The 23,247-nt window shown below is 65.9% G+C and carries 19 protein-coding genes; 12 read left to right on the top strand and 7 right to left on the bottom strand.

Features of this window, described 5'->3' with window-relative positions; translation table 11 throughout:
• From AC3FNH_RS31515 to AC3FNH_RS31495, 5 genes are all read left to right on the top strand, one after another.
• Window positions 1-1,203 (top strand): amidohydrolase family protein (locus AC3FNH_RS31515; protein ID WP_488722880.1); only part of this gene is annotated, 1,203 nt, incomplete at its 5' end.
• Window positions 1,204-1,260: 57 nt separating this feature from the next.
• Window positions 1,261-1,695, top strand: a complete 435-nt coding sequence (locus tag AC3FNH_RS31510) for a DoxX family protein (RefSeq protein WP_488722879.1) — start codon at window positions 1,261-1,263, stop codon at window positions 1,693-1,695.
• Entirely contained in the window at window positions 1,695-3,311 is a 1,617-nt protein-coding gene (locus AC3FNH_RS31505; RefSeq protein ID WP_488722881.1) for an MFS transporter, read from the top strand. Before AC3FNH_RS31510 ends, AC3FNH_RS31505 begins: the two co-directional genes overlap by 1 nt.
• A gap of 26 nt (window positions 3,312-3,337) precedes the next feature.
• Window positions 3,338-3,613: a XapX domain-containing protein gene (locus tag AC3FNH_RS31500; RefSeq protein ID WP_488722878.1), complete on the top strand. Its 276-nt coding sequence runs from the start codon at window positions 3,338-3,340 to the stop codon at window positions 3,611-3,613.
• A 168-nt stretch (window positions 3,614-3,781) separates the two neighbouring features.
• A complete protein-coding gene (locus tag AC3FNH_RS31495) occupies window positions 3,782-4,171 on the top strand; it encodes a response regulator transcription factor (RefSeq protein WP_276100511.1) in 390 nt (129 codons plus the stop codon).
• On the opposite strand, the gene AC3FNH_RS31490 is transcribed toward AC3FNH_RS31495, so the two are convergent.
• Window positions 4,160-9,724, bottom strand: a complete 5,565-nt coding sequence (locus AC3FNH_RS31490; RefSeq protein WP_488722877.1) for an AAA family ATPase — start codon at window positions 9,722-9,724, stop codon at window positions 4,160-4,162. The genes AC3FNH_RS31495 and AC3FNH_RS31490 overlap by 12 nt on opposite strands.
• A gap of 321 nt (window positions 9,725-10,045) precedes the next feature.
• A complete protein-coding gene (locus AC3FNH_RS31485) occupies window positions 10,046-10,897 on the bottom strand; it encodes a helix-turn-helix transcriptional regulator (protein ID WP_488722876.1) in 852 nt (283 codons plus the stop codon).
• 505 nt (window positions 10,898-11,402) lie between these two features.
• Between AC3FNH_RS31485 and AC3FNH_RS31480 the strand changes: the two genes are divergently transcribed.
• Window positions 11,403-12,065 carry a response regulator transcription factor gene (locus tag AC3FNH_RS31480; protein ID WP_488722875.1) on the top strand — a complete coding sequence of 221 codons (663 nt, stop codon included), beginning with the start codon at window positions 11,403-11,405 and terminating at the stop codon, window positions 12,063-12,065.
• A gap of 217 nt (window positions 12,066-12,282) precedes the next feature.
• Here AC3FNH_RS31480 and AC3FNH_RS31475 read toward each other — a convergent pair whose 3' ends face one another.
• Window positions 12,283-12,981 carry a hydrolase gene (locus tag AC3FNH_RS31475; RefSeq protein WP_488722874.1) on the bottom strand — a complete coding sequence of 233 codons (699 nt, stop codon included), beginning with the start codon at window positions 12,979-12,981 and terminating at the stop codon, window positions 12,283-12,285.
• A 458-nt stretch (window positions 12,982-13,439) separates the two neighbouring features.
• Here AC3FNH_RS31475 and AC3FNH_RS31470 point away from each other — a divergent pair, with 458 nt between their 5' ends.
• The 4 genes from AC3FNH_RS31470 to AC3FNH_RS31455 all read left to right on the top strand — a co-directional run bounded on the left by AC3FNH_RS31470 (window position 13,440) and on the right by AC3FNH_RS31455 (window position 16,438).
• Window positions 13,440-14,048: an acyloxyacyl hydrolase gene (locus AC3FNH_RS31470; RefSeq protein ID WP_488722873.1), complete on the top strand. Its 609-nt coding sequence runs from the start codon at window positions 13,440-13,442 to the stop codon at window positions 14,046-14,048.
• A gap of 239 nt (window positions 14,049-14,287) precedes the next feature.
• Entirely contained in the window at window positions 14,288-14,428 is a 141-nt protein-coding gene (locus AC3FNH_RS31465) for a hypothetical protein (protein ID WP_276100518.1), read from the top strand.
• Between the two features lie 373 nt (window positions 14,429-14,801).
• A complete protein-coding gene (locus AC3FNH_RS31460) occupies window positions 14,802-15,854 on the top strand; it encodes a porin (protein ID WP_488722872.1) in 1,053 nt (350 codons plus the stop codon).
• Between the two features lie 74 nt (window positions 15,855-15,928).
• On the top strand, window positions 15,929-16,438 hold the full coding sequence (locus AC3FNH_RS31455) for a GlcG/HbpS family heme-binding protein (protein ID WP_276100522.1): 510 nt from the start codon (window positions 15,929-15,931) through the stop codon (window positions 16,436-16,438).
• Window positions 16,439-16,516: 78 nt separating this feature from the next.
• On the opposite strand, the gene AC3FNH_RS31450 is transcribed toward AC3FNH_RS31455, so the two are convergent.
• Window positions 16,517-17,305, bottom strand: coding sequence for an alpha/beta fold hydrolase (locus AC3FNH_RS31450; RefSeq protein ID WP_488722871.1), 789 nt, complete (start codon window positions 17,303-17,305; stop codon window positions 16,517-16,519).
• A gap of 271 nt (window positions 17,306-17,576) precedes the next feature.
• Between AC3FNH_RS31450 and AC3FNH_RS31445 the strand changes: the two genes are divergently transcribed.
• Together AC3FNH_RS31445 and AC3FNH_RS31440 are read left to right on the top strand one after the other, a co-directional pair.
• Window positions 17,577-18,620, top strand: a complete 1,044-nt coding sequence (locus tag AC3FNH_RS31445; RefSeq protein ID WP_488722870.1) for a Bug family tripartite tricarboxylate transporter substrate binding protein — start codon at window positions 17,577-17,579, stop codon at window positions 18,618-18,620.
• Between the two features lie 43 nt (window positions 18,621-18,663).
• Window positions 18,664-19,800 carry an acetamidase/formamidase family protein gene (locus AC3FNH_RS31440; RefSeq protein ID WP_488722869.1) on the top strand — a complete coding sequence of 379 codons (1,137 nt, stop codon included), beginning with the start codon at window positions 18,664-18,666 and terminating at the stop codon, window positions 19,798-19,800.
• A gap of 30 nt (window positions 19,801-19,830) precedes the next feature.
• Here the strand turns inward: AC3FNH_RS31440 and AC3FNH_RS31435 are convergent, their stop codons facing one another.
• From AC3FNH_RS31435 to AC3FNH_RS31425, 3 genes are all read right to left on the bottom strand, one after another.
• Window positions 19,831-20,694, bottom strand: coding sequence for a helix-turn-helix transcriptional regulator (locus tag AC3FNH_RS31435; protein ID WP_276100526.1), 864 nt, complete (start codon window positions 20,692-20,694; stop codon window positions 19,831-19,833).
• Window positions 20,695-20,992: 298 nt separating this feature from the next.
• Entirely contained in the window at window positions 20,993-22,039 is a 1,047-nt protein-coding gene (locus AC3FNH_RS31430; protein WP_488722868.1) for an Ldh family oxidoreductase, read from the bottom strand.
• Window positions 22,036-22,911 carry an alpha/beta hydrolase gene (locus tag AC3FNH_RS31425; RefSeq protein WP_488722867.1) on the bottom strand — a complete coding sequence of 292 codons (876 nt, stop codon included), beginning with the start codon at window positions 22,909-22,911 and terminating at the stop codon, window positions 22,036-22,038. Before AC3FNH_RS31425 ends, AC3FNH_RS31430 begins: the two co-directional genes overlap by 4 nt.
• Window positions 22,912-23,247 lie beyond the last annotated feature (336 nt).

Below are 23,247 nucleotides of genomic sequence, written 5' to 3'. Positions count from 1 at the left end.
CGCCTGGGCGTGACCGGCGTGATCGATGCCGGCGGCGGCTACCAGAACTACCCCGAGGACTACAACATCATCGACGAGCTGCACAAGGAAGGGCAGCTCACGGTGCGCGTGGCCTACAACCTGTTCACGCAGAAACCCAAGGAAGAGCTGAACGACTTCAAGACCTGGACCTCGACCGTGAAGCCGGGCCAGGGCGACGATCTCTATCGCCACAATGGCGCCGGCGAGATGCTGGTCTATACCGCGGCGGATTTCGAGGATTTCCGCGTCGAACGGCCCGACATGCCGCCGTCGATGGAAGGCGACCTCGAGCCGGTGATCCGCCTGCTGGCCGAGAAGCGCTGGCCGTGGCGCCTGCACGCCACCTATGACGAGACCATTTCGCGCGCGCTGGACGTCTACGAGAAGGTGGCGCGGGACATCCCGTTCCAGGGCCTGAACTGGTTCTTCGACCACGCCGAGACCATCAGCGACCGCAATATCGACCGCATCGCGGCGCTGGGCGGCGGCATCGCCGTGCAGCACCGCATGGCCTACCAGGGTGAGTACTTCGTCGAGCGCTACGGCGCCAGGGCCGCCGAAGCCACGCCGCCGGTGAAGAAGATGCTGGCCAAGGGCGTCAAGGTCGGTGCGGGCACCGATGCCACGCGCGTGGCGTCGTACAACCCGTGGGTGTCGCTGTACTGGCTGACCACCGGCAAGACCGTGGGTGGCATGTCGATGTACCCGCAGGCCAACCTGCTCGACCGCGAAACCGCGCTGCGCCTGTGGACCGAGGCCAATACCTGGTTCTCGTCCGAAGTCGGCAAGAAGGGCCAGATCCAGGCCGGCCAGCTGGCCGACCTGGCGGTGCTGTCGTCCGACTATTTCGCGGTGCCGGGCGACGAGATCCAGGACATCACTTCGGTGATGACGGTGCTCGGCGGCAAGGTGGTCTACGGCGACAACGAGTTCGGCAAGCATTCGCCGGAAATTCCGCCGCCGATGCCGGACTGGTCGCCGGCCCGCCACGGCAGCCGCTACCAGCCGCGTCCGCAGGCGAAGACTGCCGCGGCCACGCTGGCGCTGAACACCGCCTGCGGCTGCGCCAGTTCCTGTGGCGTGCACGGCCATGCACACGCCAGGGCCTGGACTTCGAGCGTGCCGACATCCGACGAAAGCACGTTTTGGGGCGCATTGGGGTGCTCGTGCTGGGCATTCTGACGCCGGGCCCGTCCCCGCACCCCCGCGTCATTCTCAGCGACCGATAACGGAGACACGATGCTTCCACGCTCCTCCTCGCTAACGGTGGCCGGCGAACCCGCGAGCCGGCTGCCCGGCTGGCTGCACTGGGTCGCGCTCCTGCTGCTCTGCGCGGCCTATCTGCAGGGCGGCCTGGTCAAGCTGTTCGACTTTGCCGGCGCCGTGGCCGAGATGCGGCAGTTCGGGCTGGCGCCCGCCGTGCCCATGGCGGCCGCCACGATCGGCCTGGAGCTGGCAGCGTCGGCGATGATCCTGTCCGGCGTGTACCGCTGGCTCGGCGCACTGGCGCTGGCGGCGTTCACGCTGGGCGCGACCTTCCTGGCCAATCGCTTCTGGAGCGCACCGGCCGAGGCGCAGTTCATGATGGCCAATGCGTTCTTCGAGCATCTCGGCCTGGTCGGCGCGTTCGTGCTGGTGGCATGGCATGACCTGCGCACCCGGGAGGACGCATGATGCAACCTGCGATGGCGAGCGCGAAGCCTGCGGCAGGCGGCACCTTCGCGCCCTTGGCGCAGCCCACGTTTGCGGTACTGTGGGTCGCCACCATCCTTGGCAATATCGGCAGCTTCATGCGCGACGTGGCGAGCGCCTGGCTGGCGACGGACCTGTCGAGTTCGCCGGCGGCCGTCGCAACGATACAGGCCGCGGCGACATTGCCCGTGTTCCTGCTCGCCATTCCCGCGGGCGTACTGTCCGATATCCTCGACCGGCGTCGTTTCCTGATCGTGATTCAGATCGCGCTGGCCGCGGTCAGCGGCACGCTCGCGCTGCTGGCGTGGCGGCAGGGCCTGACCATCGAGATCCTGATCGGCCTGGCGTTCCTGGGGGGCATCGGTGCGGCGATGATGGGGCCGACGTGGCAGTCGATCGTGCCCGAACTGGTGCCGCCGGGCACGCTACGGCAGGCGGTGGCGCTGAACGCGCTTGGCGTCAATATCGCGCGTGCCATCGGTCCGGCGACCGGCGGCCTGCTGCTGGCCGCGTTCGGTGCCGCGGCGACGTACGGCGTGGACCTGCTCAGCTACTTGTTCGTGGTCGCCGCCCTGGTCTGGTGGAAGCGGCCGGAACGGCCGCGCGACCCGCTGCGCGAGCATTTCTTCAGCGCCTTTCGCGCCGGCTTGCGCTTTACGCGCGCGCACAGCCAGCTCCATGTCGTGCTGGTGCGCGCGGCCGTGCACTTTGCGTTCGGCAGCAGCGTGTGGGCGCTGTTGCCGCTGGTGGCGCGTCAGTTGCTGCATGGCGGCGCCGGCCTATATGGCGTGCTGCTCGGGGCGGTGGGCGCCGGTGCCATTCTCGGTGCGCTGACGATGCCGTACCTGCAAAAGCGGCTCGATGCCGATGGCCTCGTGCTGCTGTCGGCCATCGTCACGGCGATCGTCATGGGCGTGCTGTCGTTTGCGCCGCCGGTCGGCCTGGCGTTGCCACTGTTGCTGCTGCTCGGGGCCGCCTGGATCATGGCGCTGACCACGCTCGGCGGCGCGGCCCAGGCCATCCTGCCGAACTGGGTGCGCGGCCGTGCGCTGGCGGTCTACCAGATGGTCTTCAATGGCGCGCTGGCGGGCGGCAGCCTGCTGTGGGGCTTCGTGGCACAGGCCATGGGCACGCCGCAAGCGTTGCTGATCGCGGCTATCGGGCTGGTCCTTGCCGCGCTCATGCTCCATCGCCTGCGGCTGCCGCGCGGAGACGAAGACCTCGGTCCCGCGGGCCACTGGCCGGAGCCCGAGATGGCTGGCGAGATCGCGTATGACCGCGGTCCGGTAATGATCCTGATCGAATACTGCATTCCCCCGGCGCATCGCGATGCCTTCCTGCGCGCAGTGCACAAGCTGTCGGAGGAGCGTCTGCGCGACGGCGCGTTCAGCTGGGGCGTGATGGAGGATCCGGCCGATCCGGAGCTGCTCACGGAATGGTTCCTGGTGGAATCGTGGGCCGAGCACATGCGCCAGCACCGCCGCGTGCCGAATGCCGATGCCGACCTGCAGCGCGGCGTTACCAGCTTCCACGTGGGCGAGCAGCCACCGCGCGTGCGCCACCTGCTTGGCGTCGCGATGCCGGCCGCACCACAGTGATTCCATTTCATCATCGAGAAACTGCCATGAAGCTCTACCTGATTTCCCTTGGCGCCGGCGTCCTGGTCGGCATCCTGTATGCGCTGATGCAGGTGCGCTCGCCGGCTCCGCCAGCCGTGGCGCTGATCGGGCTGCTGGGCATGCTGATCGGCGAACAGGTCGTGCCGCCAATCAAGCGCATGATCGCTGGCGAGCCGGTCACGGTGGCGTGGTTCCACAGCGAGTGCATGCCGAAGATCACGGGCACACCGGGGCCAACGCTGACAGGCGAACCCAATGCGAAGGGCGAGCATGCGCGCTAGGCTGCAGTGCGGCGCCTGCGCCGGGTTGCTGCTGGCCAGCACCTGCGCGTTCGGCGCGGGAACCCGGGCAATACTTGAGTGTTATATGGAGACCGGGCTGGACGCGGCTATGCTGTTGGCAAGCGGTGCACATGTTGCCGTCACCGCGCCATTGAGCAAGGATCGAGTGTGACCGCCATCCCCGTGATCGCCATCGTCGACGACGACGCTTCCGTCAGGGACGCCATGGGACGACTGGTGCGCTCCTGTGATTTCGCGGCGGAGCTGTTCGGCGGTGGCGGCGAACTGCTGCAGTCCGGGAAACTGCACCAGATCGCCTGCGTGATCACGGACGTGGTGATGCCGGGCATGAACGGCTTCGCCCTTTACGAACAGCTGCGCGCAAGCGGCTTCGATAAGCCCGTCATCTTCATGACCGGCTTTGCGGAGGAGGGCTCCGAGCAACGCGCCATGGCGGCCGGCGCGGCCTGCTTCCTGAAAAAGCCGTTCCAGGATACCGACATCATCCGCTGCATCGAGCAGGCCTTGCAGGCCAGCGCAGGCGATTCATCGAGCTGACGGCTGCCCTGGCGGCATCCTTGCTCCATGCGGCGTGCGTTCCGCTTCAGGCGTGGCGGGCGGCAGAAGCAGCTCGAACACGGCGCCCGCCGGCATATTCGCGCTGGCAAACAACCTGCCCCGGTGAGCCTCGACGATCAGCTGGCAGATCGCCAGCCCCATGCCGAGACCCTGCGATTTTGTCGAGTAGAACGCATCGAAGATCTTGTCCGCATTGCGCGGATCCAGCCCGGTGCCGCTATCGCAGACGGCGACCATTGCCGCGCCGCTGGCATCGCGCCGCGAGCGGATAACGATTTCGCGGCGGTGTTCCTCGGTGTCGTTCATCGCCTCGACGCCATTCATGACAAGGTTGAGGAGGACCTGCTGCAACTGCACGCGGTTGCCCACCACCCTGGGCAGGTCGGCTGCCAGGTCGGTCCGGATCTGGATCTGCTGCCGCGTGACCTCGCCGTGCAACAGGGCGATGGTGTCGTCGATCAGCACGTTGAGGTCAAGCGGTGCCGGCGCGGCCGTGGTCTTCCTGAACAGCGCCCGCATACCGCCGATGACCGCCCCGGCCCGATGGCCGGCCTGGACGATGTCGTTGACCGCGTCCCGAACTTCGCCAAGGTCGGGTGGCTGGCGCGCCAGCCAGCGCAGGGCGGAGTGCGCGTTGGACACGATGGTGGCCAGCGGCTGGCTGACCTCGTGCGCGATCGAAGCAGTCAGCGCACTCAGTGTCGTGACGCGCGTGACATGGGCCAGTTGCACCTGTGCCTGGCGCAGCGCCGTTTCGGCGCGCTTGCGCTCGGTCAGGTTGAGCACGAACGATACGCCACGGTCATCGCCGTCCTCGAAGAGGGCGGAACCGATCAGCACCGGCACGCGGCTGCCGTCCTTGTGGAAGAACTCCTTCTCGAATGGCGCGAGGGTGCCATTCAGCCGGAATTCCCGCGCGCGCCGGGCGTCGTCTTCCCGCCATTCCACCGGGGTCAGGTCCGTCCAGCCAAGGCTGGCACCGAAGAATTCCTCGCGTTCGTAGCCCAGCATCTGCAGGAACGCATCATTGACCTCGAAAATGCCGCCGTCGAAGCGCCACATGAAGATCCCGATGAGGTTGGCCTCGACCAGCCTCTGGATCTTCGCGTCGCGGCGTTCGAGACGACGGTACAGGTAGGCATTCTCCAGGGCGGTCGCCGCCTGCGAGGCGAGCAGCTTCAGCACTGCGATGCGCGCCGGGGCGAACACGCGCGGCGCGAGATGGTTCTCAAGGTAGAGGACGCCGATCAGCTTGGCACGCACCAGCAGCGGCAGGCAGAGGATCGAACGCGCCTGGCGCTGCACGATGTACGGGTCGTTCGAGAACGGGTTCTGCTCGGCGGCGTGGTCGAGGATGATGTTCTCGCGCGTGCGCAGCACATAGCGCAGGATCGACACAGGCATCGCGCTGGTGGTCACGCCGTCGCTGCACAGCCGCACTGAGACGGATGCCCCGGCGGTCATCGCTTCGGCGACGACGCGCTGCTCCGATCCGCGCGGCAGGATCAGCAATCCGCGCTCCGCGCCGCCGTGCTGGAGCGCCGTGCGCATGAGCGTGTCCAGCAGCTTGTCCAGCACCATTTCGCCCGACACGGCCTGCGACACAGCCATGACGGTCGCCAGGTCCAGTTGTTCGACCGGCACGCCGATCGTCGCCGTCGGGGCGGGCTCGCGCTCGCCTGCGCAGAGGTGCGGATGGTGCGCGTCGAGTTGCCGCACCTTGCCGTCGGCACCCCAGCGCAGGTAATGATGGCGCGCATCCTGCAGGTAGACGCGGGCAATCTTGTCGAAGCCGCGCCCGGCATAGAATCGTGCGGCCAGCTCGTTGGCGAGCGCCTGGCCATGGACGAAATCGCTGTCACGCGCGGCGCGCAGCGCCTGCTCATAGAGGTGCATCGCATCCGTTTCGCGTCCCTCGAGTCGGGCGATCTCCGCGCCGACCAGCGCGGCACGGTCCTCGAAGTTCCCGGGACAATGCTGCGCCCAGGTCCGCAGTTGGAGATGATGGACGGCCATGATCTCCAACTGCCCCGCGCGTTCCGGCGCCGTGGCGTTTTCGACGCAGGCGGCACGTGCAAGGGCCGCGTAGAGATGAAATTCCGCCTGCTCGAAGAACGAGGGGCAGGTCCACAGCAGCCCTTCGGCGCGAGCCGCGGCCGCCAGCGCCGTCGCGTAGTCGCCCGAGAGATAGCGCGCCTGCAGCTTGCGGATCCAGTACCAGCAGGTGGCGAGCGTCGGACCCGGCGACGCGTCGAGATACTGCTCGTAGGCGGCTTCGTCGAAGCCGGCATCGCTCAGCGAACCGAACACCGGCGTCAGGCCGCGCAGCGATCGGGCCAGCTGGAGCTGAGGGGTCACCCGGTCGACCGCCAGGCTGAACCTGGCCCGACAGGCAAAGTCCTTCAGGGCCTCGGCGTCCCGCTGCACTTCGGCGAGCGCATCGCCGCTGGCCAGCATCTGGGTAATGCGGTTGTTGTGGGCAAAGCAGGCGTAGGTGAGATCGCCCATCCTGGTCGCCACGTCGAAGGCGCGTTGCACCAGGCCGCGGGCGCTGCGGATCGGCCGGGTCCATTGCATCACGTGGCCGCCGAAGGCCTGGTAGACGCGCGCCTTGAAGTGGTCCAGCCCGCCGCGCTCGACCAGGTCCAGGCCCAGTTGGCCAAAGCGGAAGGCAGCCTCGTAGTCGCCTGATTGGGGCTCCAGGATCAGCCCCAGCCAGGCATAGCCGAGGCAGGAGGCGTCGCAATTGCCGTGCTCGAGGCTCAGGTTCGCCATCCTGGCGATGATCAGCGCGCCCAGGTTGACGTCGGTGTACCAGGCCGGCAGCATGAGCGCGGCCAGGACGTCCATCGTTGCTTTTGCGGCTGCATCGGTCATCAAGGGCAGATCGCGCAGCGCCTCGATGGGGCGGTTGCCGATGCGGCGCCACATCGCGTCATACTCCCGCAGCATTTCGTCGCGACCGGGCTTCGCAGGGCACCGGACGCCGGCACGGCTTAGGAAATCGAGACCGACTTCAACCGCGCGCTCGCGCTGCCCAAGCGCCAGATACAGCTCCAGCCGCAGTTGAGTGACGCGGGCCAGGTCGTTCAGGGCCGGCGCGCGATCCGCAAGCCCGGCGAGGCGCACCTGCGCCGCCTCCGATGCCCCGGTGAGAAACTCGCATTCCGCGCGCTGGTATTCGAGCGCGAAGCGCAGCCCGGGGCGACGCTGATCGGTGTCCCGGACGAGCAGCGTTGCGCCGGCGCTCAGGTAGGCCAGTGCCGACGCGTAGGCGGTCGCCGCCTTGGCGCGTTCGCCGGCAAGAAGGTTCAGCGCGGCCACCTGCTCGCGTTCCTCGTCCCCGTCAAGCAGGGCGAGGCCATGGTTGAACTGTCCGACGATCTCGAAGACATGCTCCGCGACCGCCTCCGGCGGCGTGGCCGCGGCAAGCCTGCGGCCGATCGCGAGGTGCGCCGACGGTCGCGAAGTTTCGGGAATGAGCCCATAGGCCGCCTCCTGGATCCGGTCGTGCAAAAAGCGGTAGCTGGTCCCGGTGCGTAGTAGCAGCCCGGCACGGATCGCCGGCCATAACGGGTCGTTCGGGCCGGCCTGGCTGCTGCCCCGGACCACGTTCAGCACGTCGACGGCCGCGTCGTTGCCGAGGCAGGCCAGTTGCTGCAGCGCGCTGCGGGTCGCGGCGGGAAGACGGGCGATCTTGCCCAACATGAGATCCGCCACGTTGTCGGTAAATCCCTTGGCCACGATGCGGTCGAGGTCCCAGGACCAGCGCGAGGCCCGGTGATCGAAGGCAAGCAGGCCTTCTTCGGCCAGGGCGCCGAGGAACTGGATGGCGAAGAACGGATTGCCGGCGGTCTTGGCCTGTACCAGGCCGGCCAGGCTCCTGACTTGCGCCGGCGCGCACTGCAGGGCATCGGCAATCATGCCGCCGACATCATCGGGACCAAGCGGGCCAAGCGCGATCTCATGGACCTGACCGCCTGCCTCGCATATCGCCGGCACGCGCAGGAGCAGCGCGTGGCCGGGCTGGACCTCGTTGCTGCGATACGCGCCGATCAGCAGCAGGTGGCGCGCCTCGGCCTGCGTCGTCAGATGCGCGAGCAGATCCAGCGTCGCCGCGTCCAGCCACTGCAGGTCGTCGAGGAAGATGGCGAGCGGACGTTCGGCGCGCGCAAAGACACCGAGCAGGCACTGGAAGGCGCGGTGGAAGCGATGCTGCGCGTCCAGGGGCGGGAGCGGCGGGACGGGAGGCTGGGGACCGAGGATCAGTTCCAGTTCGGGGATGAGCGCGACCATCAGCGCGCCGTTGGGACCCAGTGCCTCGCACAGTGCGAGTCGCCACGGCTCGAGCTCGGCCTCGCTCATGCTCAGCAGTGGGCGAATCAGGCCCTGGAACGCCTGGGCCAGCGTCGCATAGGGGATGTCGCGCCTGAACTGGTCGAACTTTCCCGAGGCAAACAGTCCCGGCCGCTTTGCAAGCGTGCGCCGCAGTTCCTGCACGACGGCGGTCTTGCCGACACCGGAATAACCGGACACCAGCACGAACTCCGGCATGCCTGTAGCGGCGACCCGGTCGAAAGCGGCGAGCAGGGCCTGGACTTCCCGCTTGCGCCCGTAGAGCCGTGCCGGCAGCAGCGGGCGCTCGGGCAGGTCATGCTCCCCCAGCGCAAATGCCGCGATGTGCCTGGCGCTGTTCCAGGCAGCCAGGCAGCGCCGCAGGTCGGACTCCAGGCCGGAGGCGGTCTGGTAGCGCTCCGCGGCGGTCTTGGCGAGCAGCTTCATCACCAGGGCGGAAAGCAGGGCCGGAATGCCGGGAACCCGATCGGCAGGCGGCACCGGCTGTCGGGCGATGTGGCAGTGCACCAGATGCATCGGGTCGCCGGCGTCAAAGGGCAATACACCCGTAAGCATTTGGTAAAACGTGACGCCAAGCGCGTAGAGATCGCTGCGCGCATCGATTGCGCAGTTGATGCGTCCGGTCTGTTCGGGCGCCATATAGGCCAGCGTGCCCGCGATCTCCTCCGGCGGCGCCGGCGCCTGGCACCCGCCCGGCAGGCGCGAGGCAAGGCCGAAGCCGGTCAGCCGGGCGGCGCCAAGGGCGTCGTTCACGAGGATGTGCGCCGGCTTGAGGTCCTTGTGGACCAGGCGTTGCCGGTGGAGCTGCGCCAGCGCTGCGCAGATGTTGATGGCCAGGCACAGGAAGCGACCCACGTCCATCGGTACGCCGAGCAGGCCGGCCAGCGGCTCGCCCCCCGCATCTTCGAGCAACAACGCCATGCGGCCATGTACCCGCGCCAGATGGAGTGGGCGCGCGGCCCAGCTGCCGTCCAGCCTCTCCTTCAGGCCATATTCGTGCGTGAGACGGGCCAGGCTGGCCGGAGTGGGGCGTTCGGCGGCGGGCCACACTGCCAGCACGGGCGTCGCCTGGCCGTCGAGTTCCACGTGCCAGCGGCCGAGCACGCGCTCTTCGTCCTCCCACAGGATCCGGGCGTTGAGTTCGCTGGCGGCGACGGGGCGAAACTCCGGATTCATCTGCCCCACGCCGTCCCGGTCCACGCGCTGCGCACAATCCCGGGGGAGCCAATGCATCTGGCTGGCGGATGGCAAGCGGTCCGCATGACGGTCGCCTCCCTCGACCAACGCCGGCTTGGCAATCACGATAGGCCCTCCCTTGGCATGCATCGGGGCGAAGGTCGTGCCGGCTCAGATGGAAGGTACGACTTGCCCGATGCCAATCTAGGAGTTTTGCCAGCCCTTGGCTTGAACAGTTGTGCTGTGCCTTGTCCTCTTGTGCCCTGCGCATGGGGCAGGGCGTCGGCGATGCGCAAAGGTGAGGGGGAATGAGAAACGGAATTATTCTCGATGCGTGCGCCAGGCACCGGGGGTCACGCCAAATTTCTTCGAAAGGCTTCGCGTCAGATGGCTCTGGTCGGCGAATCCGCATGACACCGCGATCCCGGCGATTGGCAATTCCGTGGTGCGCAGCAGCGCGAGCGCTTGTTCAAGACGGCGTTCGAGCAGCCATTCATGCGGTGTCTTGCCGGTACTCTGGCGGAAGGCCCGTGAAAAATGGCTCCTGGACAACTGGCAGGCATCGGCCACATCGGCAACCGATATCGAGCCATCGTCCAGGCGTGCCGTCAGGTAGTCCTGGGCCCGCGCCAGGATCCGCGGTGAAAGCCGGCCCGAGCCGCGCAGGCGTGCGGCGGCGATGCCGCCGTATTGGTCGACCAGATGGGTTCCGATTGCATGTCCAAGCTGATCGACAAACAGGCGGCTGGCGCCGCCGGGCCTGGACAGGGCGGGCAGCAGAGCCTGCGCAAGGTGGGCCAGGACCGGGTCGTGCTGTGCCGCGGCATCGCGCAGCGCCAGGCTTGCCGGGCGGCCAAGTTCCATGGCCGTGCGCTCGATGAACGCGGGAGAGAGTTCGATCAGTACAAAGTCGAACGTGCCCGAGAGGTCGGCCTTGTAGTCGTCCTGGAAATTGCGCAGATAGACCGAACCGACGTCGAACGCATAGGTATCGGCGTGGTTGGGCTGGAAGATGCGGCGGCGATGACCGCCCGTCAGCGAGACACCGGCCAGAAATCCTCTTTCCGAAGCCGGCGTCACCACCTGGCGCAGTTCCTCGGCCGCGGAACTCTTGCGGAAAAAGCACAGATCCCCGGCGGCAAGGGCCTGGTCGTATCGCAATGCGTCAGACATGCAGCCGAGCGAATCGCGCAGCACGGCAGGTCCGGTCGGCTCGCTAGCGGAACTCGAAAAACTCGGCAATGGCATGTGGGGGCTAGGTCGTTGCGCCTGGTCCGGTGTGACGAGGCGGCCGTCTTTATTGAAAGCCGGCGACGAACGATAATCGCTCGCCGGCCTTCATGCGGCTTGGTGACACGCAGGGAACCGATACTAGCATTGCAACTGCCTGACATTCTAGGTGGCAAGACTCAAAGCGCAATGCCGGTGAATTTCGAAAGGAAGATCGAACAGTTTGATTGAACCGATGGAATATCTCGAACGTGGGCGGGGCAAATGGCCACTACCCGATGGTATAAATGCAAGCCCTCAAGGCTTGTGCTAGAAACTCCTCTGGCACGCACGATTTGCCCGGGCATACGGGCAGGCAATCGCGCTGTACCTATCGGTCAGCCGCTTTTGGCCGGCGCACCGGTGAGTCGATCAACCGTTGATGCGAAAGATTCAGGGAGAGAACGCCGTGACAGCCACCACGGGGGAACCCGCCGGGACCGACGATGCCAGGGAAGAACAGCTGGTGCTGATCGTCGATGACGATGTGATGCTGCGCAACGGCCTGGGCAACCTGTTTCGCTCGGTGGGCATGCAAGTGGCGCTATTTGCCTCTGCCGCCGAATTGCTCGATTTCCAATTGCCCGCCGTACCGTGCTGCCTGGTCCTGGACGTTCGCCTGCGTGGCCCAAGCGGCCTGGATGTGCAGACGCGGCTGGCGCAGATGGGCATTCACATCCCCATCATCTTCATGACCGGATATGGTGACATTGCCATGAGCGTGGCCGCCATGAAAGCCGGCGCCGAAGATTTCATGGCCAAGCCGTTCCGGGACCAGGACCTGCTCGATGCCGTGTCGGCGGCGCTGGAGAAAGACCGGCTGCGTCGCCTGGCGGTCAGCAAGCTCGACGAGATGCGCGCCAGCTATGCGACGCTGACCCCGCGCGAAGCCGAAGTGATGGGCCTGGCGGTCGCCGGCCTGCTCAACAAGCAGATTGCCGGCGAGATCGGCATCAGCGAAGTCACCGTCAAGATCCATCGCGGGCAGGCCATGCGCAAGATGAAGGCGCGCACGTTTGCCGGCCTGGTACTGATGGCGCAGCAACTCGGCATCTGCAAGGCAGATCGCTGATCCATTTTCCGCAGACGATCCGCATGACGAGCCGGATCGCCGCAGGCTGCGCATTTCGTGATGCGCGTCCGTCAGGCCAAGACCTGCGCGACCATCGCCGCGGCAGCCACGCTCGAGGTGCCGATGGCCAGCCAGCAACCGAGCAGCAGGGCGCCGTTGGCAATGCGTTTTGGTGATTTCATTTCGATTGCTCCCGGGTGCTGGCAATGGGCACGAATCAGCGTTCGATCACCGGCGCATGGACCGGGGCGATCGAGGCGTGCGGCGTGGCGGTACGCTGCGCTGCCTTGTGCACCATCGTGTAGGCGTAGTCGATGCCCATGCCGTAGGCGCCGGAATGTTCCTTGGCAAGGCCGGTCACGGCTTCGTAAGTTTCGCGGTTCTTCCAGTCGCGCTGCCACTCGAGCATCACCTGCTGCCAGGTCACGGGCACCACGCCTGCCTGGATCATGCGCTGCATCGCGTAGTCGTGGGCTTCCTTGGTGGTGCCGCCGGATGCGTCGGCCACCATATAGATCTCGTAGTCGCCTTCGAGCATCGCGCTCAGTGCGAAGGTCGTGTTGCAGACCTCGGTCCACAGGCCCGCGACGACGATCTTCTTGCGGCCGTTGGCGGCCAGTGCATCGCGCACCTTCTGGTCATCCCACGAGTTCATCGAGGTGCGTTCCAGCGTCTGCTTGCCGGGAAACACGTCGAGCAGTTCGGGATAGGTGTAGCCGGAGAACGATTCGCTTTCGACGGTGGTGATCGTGGTCGGCACGTCGAAGATCTTCGCCGCCTTGGCCAGGCCCACGACATTGTTCTTCATGGTCTGGCGGTCCATCGACTGCACGCCGAAGGCCATCTGGGGCTGATGGTCGATGATGATCAGTTGGCTATTGCGTGGGGTCAGGACTTGCAGTTTGGCGTTCGACATGGTGGTCTCCGGTGAATTGATTCAGTCAGTTTGAAGCGTTGATCTGGCAGCTTTTCCGTAGTTGGCGCCGCCATGTGCAGAACTATAGCGATGGCCTGTGCTGCCAGAGGCGCTACGGGTTGCAGTAGTTATTCAAACAATTTGAATTAAAGGTCCAGGGTCAAACCGCCGATAACACGCCCGTGCCTGCCTGACAGCCCGCCCTCGGACTCCTGCCAAAGACCTGTGAACACGCCGTGCTCAATGCATGACGCTCGCGCCGGTTACGCTGCGCAAGAGCGAGCCGTTGATATCGGCCAATGCAATGGGTCCTTGGGTTCGTCGACTCATACCTCCGGCATGACAGACGGACCGGGCGGATAACTGACACTGCCGGGGGCAATTGCTACCGTTAAGCACTTTCCGGAAGGAAATTCTTACCAATCACCAAGCGATATAAATTGGCACGGAGCCATTTGATGAAGAATGCGGATTCGATGACGCTATTTGGGCACGGCGCAGTATCACTGCCATCACGGGCGGCGGCTTTGCGCCTTCGCGTCTGGTGCGCGTCAATTGCACTGATTGCGGCAATGGCCGCACCCGCCTGGGCGGAGCCGGCCATCCACGCAGCCTTCGGCCGCGACCCATCGCACAATATCAACAAGTACGAAATTGGCATCAACTGGGATTCCGGATTTGCGTGGGGCAACCCCCAAAGCTGGCAGGCAAGGCTGCAATGGGAGGCCGAACTGGCGCAATGGGATTCGCGCAGCGGCACCAGGCAGCAGAACGTTACCGAATTCGGATTTTCCCCAATCCTCCGGGTCGAGAAGCGCGCATGGTCGCTGGTGCCATTCCTGGAAGCCTCCATTGGAGTCCGGCTATTGAGCCACACCAGTACGTCCGAGGAACACAACTTCAGCACGGCGTTCCAGTTTTCCGACATGGTTGGCATTGGCGTGGCCTTCGGTCCAAAGCTGAACGCTGAAGCCGGCTTTCGCTTCCAGCATGTCTCGAATGCCGGTATCAAGGCGCCTAATCCCGGCAGTAACTTCTATACCGGTTATATGCGCTACCGCTTTTGAAGCGAGAGGTGAATCGCTCATCACCAACCGGCATGCAACGTATCGCTTGTACGACATAAGCGGGCTGGGGCCCGATGGCGGCCCCTGCGCGAGAAATGCACGATTCAGGGAAAAGCTGTCCGGTCGTGCCTGCCGGCAATGATCCATTCGTTCGGGAAATGGCAACCCGGCGCAGCCGGTATAGACTCAATTCACGCTTCCGCCGTACCGTGGCGGGCGTTCTCGAGGCGAGGTGCATCATGATCCGACTTCTGGCTGCCGCAATACTCTGCGCGATCACGCTGAGCGTGATGGGTTGTGCCGGTCCGCAGATGGGGGCCGACAATACGCATCGTTTCACCAGCGACCCATACAACTACGAGTTCAGTCGGAACCTGTAGGCATATCCAGCGTGGCATTCCGTCGTCAGGCGCTCGCGACATCCGTTGTATCGATCAATGCCGCCGGGAGATGGCGAATTCATCCGAGGCCGGATTCAACCCGGCCTCTTTCTTTTTTACCGGAACCTTTCTGCTGCGCCTTCCTTGCCTCTTCGTCGCCTTTTCGATCCCACCAATATTCCCGGCAAACCCCCACGCCGTCGCGGTAAATCGCGGCGCGTGATCGGGATGGTTGCGCAATGCGGACACGTTTCCAATTGGCGGGACGATTGGGTTAATGCATTCGCTGCGCCAACCCATACCCTTGCTGCGACGGTCGAAGACCGTGCAAGAACCATATCGTCAAACAGGACGGAACAGCGAGGAGAGACGCATGAAGAGGATGGGAGCACTCTTGGTGGTGGCGATGGCAACAGTGCCTGGCATGGCGGCGGCACAATCGGGGGTGACCCTTTATGGCGTAGCCGATCTTTACATGGAGTATGTCAAGTCAGGGTCGAATCATGTTGCGCGGGTCGAGGACGGCGGGCTGTATCAGTCGCGGTGGGGCCTGCGCGGCAAAGAGGAGTTGGGGCAAGGGATGTCGGCAGTCTTCACGCTGGAGACGGGACTGGCGCTCGACAGCGGCACGGCCCAGCAGGGCGGGCGCCTGTTCGGCCGCCAGGCCTGGGTCGGCCTGAGCAGCAACGACTGGGGCGCGCTGACGCTGGGCCGGCAGAACACGCCGATCTACTACATCGAGGGACAGGCGTCGGCCTTCGGCTTCTCGCCTTACGGGCCGCTCGGTCGCCTGCAGAACAGCGGACCCGCGGGCAGCAGCCTGACGGCGCGCGCCGACAACTCGGTCCGCTACGAAAGCCCCGAGCTCGGCGGCCTGCAAGCCAGCCTGCTCTATTCATTCGGCGCCGAGCGGACCAGCGCGCCGCGCGACGCAGACCGGTTTGCAGGTATCGGGCTGACCTATGCCCGCGGTCCGCTGTGGCTGGGCGTGGCTTACGAACGTACCTACAGCATCAACGCGGTCGCCGACGCCGACCGCGACGAGCGGGCGATCGGCGCTACCTACGAGTTCCCGTGGCTGAAGGTGTTCGCCAACGTACGCCAGGCAACGCGATGGGTGCCGGGGCAGTCGACGCTCAAGGATCGTGGCTTCCATGTGGGCACCACCATTCCCGTCGGCGGTGCCGGGCTGGTGCTGCTGGCGTACGGCATGCAACAATCGGTTGGCACGTCCAACCGTGGCCAGCAGGCGTCGATCGGCTACCAGTATTCGCTGTCCAAGCGGACAACGCTCTACACCAACGCCAGCAAGATCTGGAACACCAACAAGGCCAACTACACGTTCTCGAACATTCCCAACGAGGTCACCGCGACCAGCGTGTCCGACCCGAGTGGCGTCATGATGGGCATGCGCCACCTGTTCTGACCGGCACGCCGGCGCGGCGGCCAGCTGCCGCTGCCGGCAACGGCGATCCCATCCCGCAAAGCATAAGAGAATCCATGAAGCGCTCCATCTTCGCCGCGGCTTTCGGGCTGCATCTGTTCTGCGCATCGATCGCATCGGCGGCAGGCGTGACACCAATGCAGACGCTCGGCGCGGATGCCGCGGTCCGCCTGACCGACGCGGCCAAACAGTTTGCCGCGGACCGCAAGGTCCCGGTCAGCATCGTCGTGGTCGATGTCGCCGGCCACTTCCTGAGCGGTGTAAGAATGGATGGCGCCCCGTTCGGGACCTTCGACGTCGCGCGCGGCAAGGCCATCGCCTCGGCGGCGACCGGTGGTGCCTCCGGCGCTGAACTCGTGAAGCGCTATCAGGCCAATCCCATCGTCTTCGGCCAGATGAGCTCGCTCGTCTATGGCGGGCCGGTCTTTCCTTCGCAGGGGTCGCTTGGCATCTACGTCGATGGGCGCCTGGTCGGAGCCGTCGGCGTGAGCGGGGGGCCGTCCGACGTGGACGAGGAAATCGGTCGGCGCGGCATGGCCGCGATCGGGGCGACCGAAGCACCCTGAACGTTGGATGCGCCCCTGGGGCGCCTCGTTCATGTCATGCGCGCCTGCCGGGCACAGTACCGTCAGGCGCGTTGCGCATCAGGAGCGGCTGCGGGCCTCGACATCCGCAAGGAAGCACTCGATGCGCGTGGCGAGATCGACCGGCGTCTCGTCCATCGGATAGTGTCCCGCGTTGCGGATGACATCGATGTCCAGGTCCGCGAATGCCCGGCCGTAGGTCTGCTGCATGACGTCGGCCGTCAACGAGGGATCGTGCTCGCCGACCAGCAGGAGCGTGGGGATTTTGGTACCGGTCATGTCGGCGAAGAAGTCAGTGTCGGCCCATGCCCGGAAATACGCGCCAAATGCTTCGGGGGCGGCATGTTCGGTCGAGGCCCGGACCATCTTCTCGACCCAATGCCGGCTCAGGCGCTCGCCGGTCGAATGATCCAGCACCGCAACTCTTGCCGCGTACTCGTCGGCGGCCCGCTCGAACAGCGAGCGCGTTGCCGCATCGAACGGCACCGGCGTGGGCGGCACGGGCGTGATGCCGACCATGGCCGTGACGCGCGCGGGGGCGAGCAGGGCGACGGCCTGCATGGCCTTGCCGCCCATCGAGTGCCCGATCAGCGAGAAGCGTTGCCATCCGAGTTCGTCACCAAGCGACAGCACGTCGGCGGCGATCTCGCGCATGTCGAAATTGCCCGGGACCGCACGCCGGGCACCATAGCCACGGTAGTCGAGGAAGGCGTAGGTAAAACGGTCGCCGTCGAGCACGTCGACAAGCGGACCCCATCCGCGCGCATGTCCGAACCAGCCGTGCAGGCCGATGACATGGATGGGTCCGTTGCCGATGGTGACTACGGCTCCGTTCTGCTGTGGATGCATAGAGTTTGCTCCGGTCGTGGATGTGGCGCTTCATCTTGCATGAGCCGCCGCGGCGCGAGCCGGGCAGCTGTCAAGTTCTTGGACAATCCGGTAAGTGCGGCCCGCGCGGCGCCGGGCGAAGGCCGGCAGGCATGGCGAAGTCGCAGAACGGAGGACGTTTTGGTAAACGGCTCCCCAAATGGGGAAGCACCTTGTGTCCGGATCAGCGAGAGTACGAGCCTGGGCTGACCCTGTCGCCCACGAATCGCGATTCACAAGGAGACCAGAGTCAATGCAAAGCCGGAATTCTCCGTCATCCCACGCCGTGCCGCGGCGGCTGGGCAAGCTTGCCGCCATGGCGGTGGCCATCGGCGCCACGCTGGCCGTGGCCGCCGCGGGCCTGCTTCCGGGCGTCGCCAACGCCGCCGCGGACGCCAGTGCGCAAGCCGCGTGGAAGCCGTCGAAGCCGATCACCTTCATCGTTCCGTTTCCGCCGGCCGGCATCAACGATGTGCTGGCCAGGGCCGTGGCACAGCGCCTGTCGAGCGTGCTGGGGCAGCCGGTCGTGGTGGAAAACCGGCCCGGCGCCAGCGGCAACATCGGCGCCGAAGCGCTCGTGCGCGCAGCGCCGGACGGGCACACGATCGGCATCCTGAACAGCATCCATGGCGTCAACGCCGCCTTCTACCGCAAGCTGCCCTATGACGTGACGCACGACCTGGTGCCCGTGGCACCGCTGGGCGAGTCGCCGCTGGTGCTGGTCACGAACCCGCGCACGCCATACAAGTCCGTTCCCGAGTTGATCGCCTATGGCAAGGCAAATCCCGGCAAGGTCAACTACGGCGGCCCGACCAGCTATCCGCTCGAGATGATCAAGACGATGGCCGGCGTCGATATCGCCAATATCCCGTACAAGGGCAGCGGCCCGACCATCAACGACATGATCGCCGGGCATATCGACCTGGCGACCGGACCGCTGCTCGAGTACATGCCGCATGTGAACGCCGGCAAGCTCAAGCTGCTGGCCGTCGGCACGAGCGGCAGGCTCAAGGCCCTGCCCGGCGTGCCGACCGTGGCCGAAAGCATTCCCGGGTACGACATCACCGTCTGGTATGGCGTGTTTGCGCCGAAGGGCACGCCGGCGCCCATCGTCGAGCGGCTGCGTGGCGAGATCCACACCATCATGAACGATGCCGAAATCCGCGCCAAGCTGGCCGGCCTGAGCGTGGACACGGCCTTCAGCCAGACCGGCGTGACCGGCCTGACCAACCGCCTGGCCAGCGAAACGCAGCGTGCGCAGAGGATCGTCGCCAAGACTGGTGGCTATCTCAACTAGGCCAAGTTCCCGTGGACGGCTCAATCGAAAAGGAACCAGAACAATGATGATAGACAGGAGACACTGGCTGAAGGCCGCTGGCGCGCTCGGCCTCGGCGCGGCGTCGCTGAACGCGGCGGCGCAGGGTAAGGCGGGGCGCGCCGCGCCGGCGGCTGCGTCCGGCGCCGCTCCGCTGCCCGTGACGCAACCGGGCAAGATCCACCGCATCGAGTCCGCCAGCGAGTCCGTGCGCGTCGGCATTCTCGATCCCAAGGCAGCGCCGGTCGCCAGCATCGAGTCGGGCGACCTGGTGATGTATCCGAATACCTGGGTCAACTGGGCCAACGGCGCCGCATATGGCATGAGCTTCGAGGACCGCGAGCCGGTGCGCAAGCGGTTTCCGCAGGGACCGTATTCGAATGTCGGGCCGGTGGAACTGCGCGGGGCGATGCCCGGCGACGTGGTCGAGTGCCGCATGGTGAGGCTGCGCCCGATCGGCTGGGGATGGAACTCCGCACCCAAGGGGGTCGGCGCACTGCCGAACGACTTCGCCAAGCCGTACCTGCGCTATTTCAAGTTTGACGAGGGCCGGCAGTACACCGAGTTCGCGCCGGGCATCCGCATCAAGCTGGCGCCGTTCCAGGGCGTGATGGCGGTGCAGCCTGCCGGCGACGAACCGGTCAGCGGCATCCTCAGCGGCGCGTATGGCGGCAACCTCGTGCTGCGCGAACTGGTCGAGGGCACGTCGCTGTTCCTGCCTGTCCAGCGGCCCGGCGCGATGATCTGGACCGGTGACTCGCATGCCGCGCAGGGCGACGGCGTGGTCAACCAGACCGCCATCGAAACCGCGATGGAAGACATGCGGATCCAGTATTTCCTGCACAAGCAGCGGCCCCTGGCTTTGCCGATGGCGGAGACCCCCACGCACTGGATCGTTCTCGGCTTCGGCAAGAACCTGGACGAGGCGCTGGTGGCATGCCTGCGGCAGATGCTCGACTGGGTCAGCGCCGCGACGGGCATGGAGCCGCAGGATGTGTACTCGCTCGCCAGTATCACGACCGACTTCCGCATCACGCAGTACTCCAACCAGACCGCCAGCAACTACACGTCGATCCCGGCCAAGACCGTGCATGGCATGCTGCCCAAGTCGGTGTTCGATGCGACCTTCCGGGAAAAGCTGTCGCGCTCGCTGCGCGGCTGAGGCTTCGCGGCCCGGGCGGGGTGGGGCGTCTCAGTCGCCCGGCGCTCCTCCCGGCATGCCGGTCCGGCGAAATTCCGAGGGGCTGAGCCCCAGGTGCTGGACGAAGAATCTCGTGAAGTGCCCTTGCGCGCTGAAGCCGAGCTGGTGAGCAACGTCGCCGATGCTGGCGTGGCGCTCCGCCAGCAGGCGCGTGGCGATGCCGATCCGGATCCAGTCCAGGTATTGCTGTGGCGAAATGCCCATGCAGGCCTTGAACTGGTGGAACAGCCGGCTGCGCGACATGCCCACCGCGCTGGCGACCGTCTCGACATTAGGATTTTCTCCCGCGTGGCTGCGGATGTACTCGGTCGCGCGCTTGATCCGGTAGTCCAGAGGCCTGGTGCTGGCCAGCACTTCAGTCATGGAGCGCCGCTGGAGATGATGGGCCGAGACCCTGAGCGCCAGGTCGGCGACAGCGGTCTCGCAATCCGCGGAGCCAATGGTCAGATCGTCGGCGAGATCGCGGGCGAGGCAGTTTCCCAGCGCCGTCAACGATGCAATGGTATCCGCGTCCATGCGCACCAGCGTATCGCTGAAGCGCAGGCCACTGGCGGGGTTTTCGACCCCGAGCGTGCGCCCGAGCCACTCCGGTTCCAGCAGCAACGCCAGCAGCAGTGAAGGCGAGCCTGCCCTGGCGCTCTTGGCATGGGTCGACCAGGGATTGACCAGCAACGCGCAGCCGTCGGTCAGCGTCAGCGGCCGGTCGTCGATGCGGAAGTGTGCGTCCGAGCCGCCGAGCTTGAAGATCAAGTGGAACTCCGCATGGGCATGCGCGACGAGGGGCCCCGATAGGCGATGCAGGGTGGCCCGACCGAAGCTGCCATGGACGATGCGTATCTGGCGGTCCTTTGCCATTCAAATTCTCTCCTCAAGCAGGCAAGCGGGCATGCAAAAGGCGCCTGCGTGCAGAAGAGGAGTCCCCTCCAAGTGCTTCGACAATCGCCTGATGCAGCTAACGTTGCAAACGTTTGCAACGATGGATTATGTCACCGATATGGCGGGCGTCAAGAGAAAGGCGGCGCAACTGTTGCGTTTCAGTTGGAATGTGGAACCGCGTCCACCCGGCAGGCATGTAAAGGCCGCTTTTTGCACTCTTCGGGCTGGCTTCGTGCCGCGGCCGGAACGCGCCGGAGCGAGCGCACCGGCAACGAGTCTAGGCCCAAGGGGCACGGATGCCGGTCTGATGGCCAAGCGCTTCCAGCGCATCAGCCGTTGCGGGCGTCAGGGCAATGCCGGTCGCCTGTCGCTCGCGCGCTTCGGCGTAGCCGCGCTCTCCGGGCAATCGTGGCGGGCCCTCGCCAGAGGCCGGCAGCTTGTGGATGGCCGCCGCCAGTTCGGCCAGCTGCGCTTCAAACTGCGAAGGCTCTACGACTTGCGCGATATCGACCGCAAGCATCCACGCGTTCTGCGTGTGGCGATGGGTGGCCGCGGGATCCGACAGGGCAGGGGAGAGGATCGGATGGCAGGTCAGCAGGCTGCATGCGATCTCGGCCATCAGCGCCAGGCCCGATCCCTTCGGACCGCCCAATGGCAACGGCGTCGCGGCCAGGTTCGCGTCGGTGGTGGCGTTGCCCATCGCGTCCATGGCCCAGCCCGGCTCGAGCCGCCGGCCCGCGGCCCGGGCCTGCATGAGCTTGCCGAAGGCGACGGCGCCCGCGGCCATGTCGAACACGATCGGCTCGCCGCGCGTGGGGCAGGCCATGGACAGCGGCGCGGTGGAGACACCCGCGACCGCGGCGCCATGGTAGGCCATCAACGGTCCCGAAGCGGCCATGGCCATGGCAAACATTCCCTCGCCAGCGACATGGGCCGTATGGAAGCCTAGCGCGCCGGTATGCGTCGTTTCCCGCAGCAGCACGAGGCTGGCTCCGGCCCGGCGCGCCCCCGCGATCGCCTGCCTGGCAGCAACACGCATACCGAGTGCACCGGCGCAGCGATCGCCCTCGATCACGGTCAACGCGGGCAGGCTGAGCCCCGCGCGCGGTTGTGCGCGGCCATTGATCTCGCCCGATGCGAGCCACGCGGCGTATTGCGGGATACGCGAGACTCCGTGTCCGGGCGAACCGCGCAGGTCAGCCCACACCAGGCTCTCGGCCACGACTGCAGCAGCTGGCCTCTCCAGCCCCGCCGAACCCAGCAGCGCCTGTGCGTAGGCCTGCAGTCCGGCTGCGGAGATCCACGGGGCGGGGCGCACGGTCATGCCGTCTCCAGCGGCGCCTGGCGGGCCGGGAAGAACTTGTGCAGCCAGTCCGTGACCAGGTTCAGGGCTGCCTGGTTGTCATCGGAGAAGATGAAATGGTCGATCTGCGCGAGCAGATGCAGTTCGGCCGGCATCCTGGCGTTGCGGAACAACTCGATCGACTGCTCCGTCGGCGTGACCGAATCCTCGGCGGGATGCAGCAGCAGGAGCGGACGCGGTGCAATCTTGCCGGCCACCTCGTTCGGCCGGAAGCGCAGCATGCTCTCGACGACCTCGAACGGGAATTCCATGAAGCTTCCTGCGGGCAGGTTGCCGCGCATGGCGGGCGGAATGGGCACGATGTCGAAGCGCGAGACCCGCATCGACTGGCCCTTGGCCAGGCGCGCGCGGCCTTCTTTCACCATCGCCTCGAAACGCTCCCAGGCGCCCGGATCGGCATGCTGCTGGCGCAGTTTCACTTCGCCGTCGCCCCATCCGGCCGAGGAGATGCAGGCCACGATGCGAGGATCGACGCCGGCGGCATAGACTGCCACGGCCGCTCCGAAGCTGTGGCCCATGACCGCAATCCTTGCCGGATCGACTTCGCGCAGCCCCTGCAGATAGGTGACCGCGTTGCGGGTGTCGCTCACCTGGTCCTCGCACAGCACCTTGCCGAGTTCGCCTTCGCTGTCGCCGCAACCGCGCATGTCAAAGCGCAGGACCACATAGCCGAGCGACGAGAACAGACGCGTCGCGAGCCGCACCATGCCGTCGTCCTTGTTGCTGCCGAACCCGTGCAGCACAGCGATGGCGGGACGCTGCTCGCCTTCGGCAAGGTCGGAGGGGAAATGCAGGGCGCCGGCCAGGCGAAGGCCGTCGGAGTCAAATGTCACAACCGTGTGCACGATCAATTCTCCAGGTTTCGTGGCACACGATGTTCTACGAAATCCGCGCTCCGATGGCTGCCCAACCATCCACCGGCTTACCGGATCGTCCGCTTACTTCGACTGGCGTGGTTCGCCGCCCGGATCGGCTGCCATCAACGCTCGCCGCGGGAATGGCTGCGGCGATCGGCTGGATAGATACCACCTGAATGGACTGTGTACGCTATCGATGGCCCATGCTGGAAGCCTTGACGCGTTACATAAGGAAGATCTTTGCAGACAGCGATTGTCCAGCCGGTTTTGAAAGGTCGTCCCGCCAGCTCAATTCAAATGTCGGCACGGGCG

This window comes from Cupriavidus sp. 22TCCZM01-5, assembly GCF_057798915.1.
The sequence above is the reverse complement of the archived record's forward strand: the minus strand, read 5'-3'. Positions and strand labels throughout refer to the sequence as shown.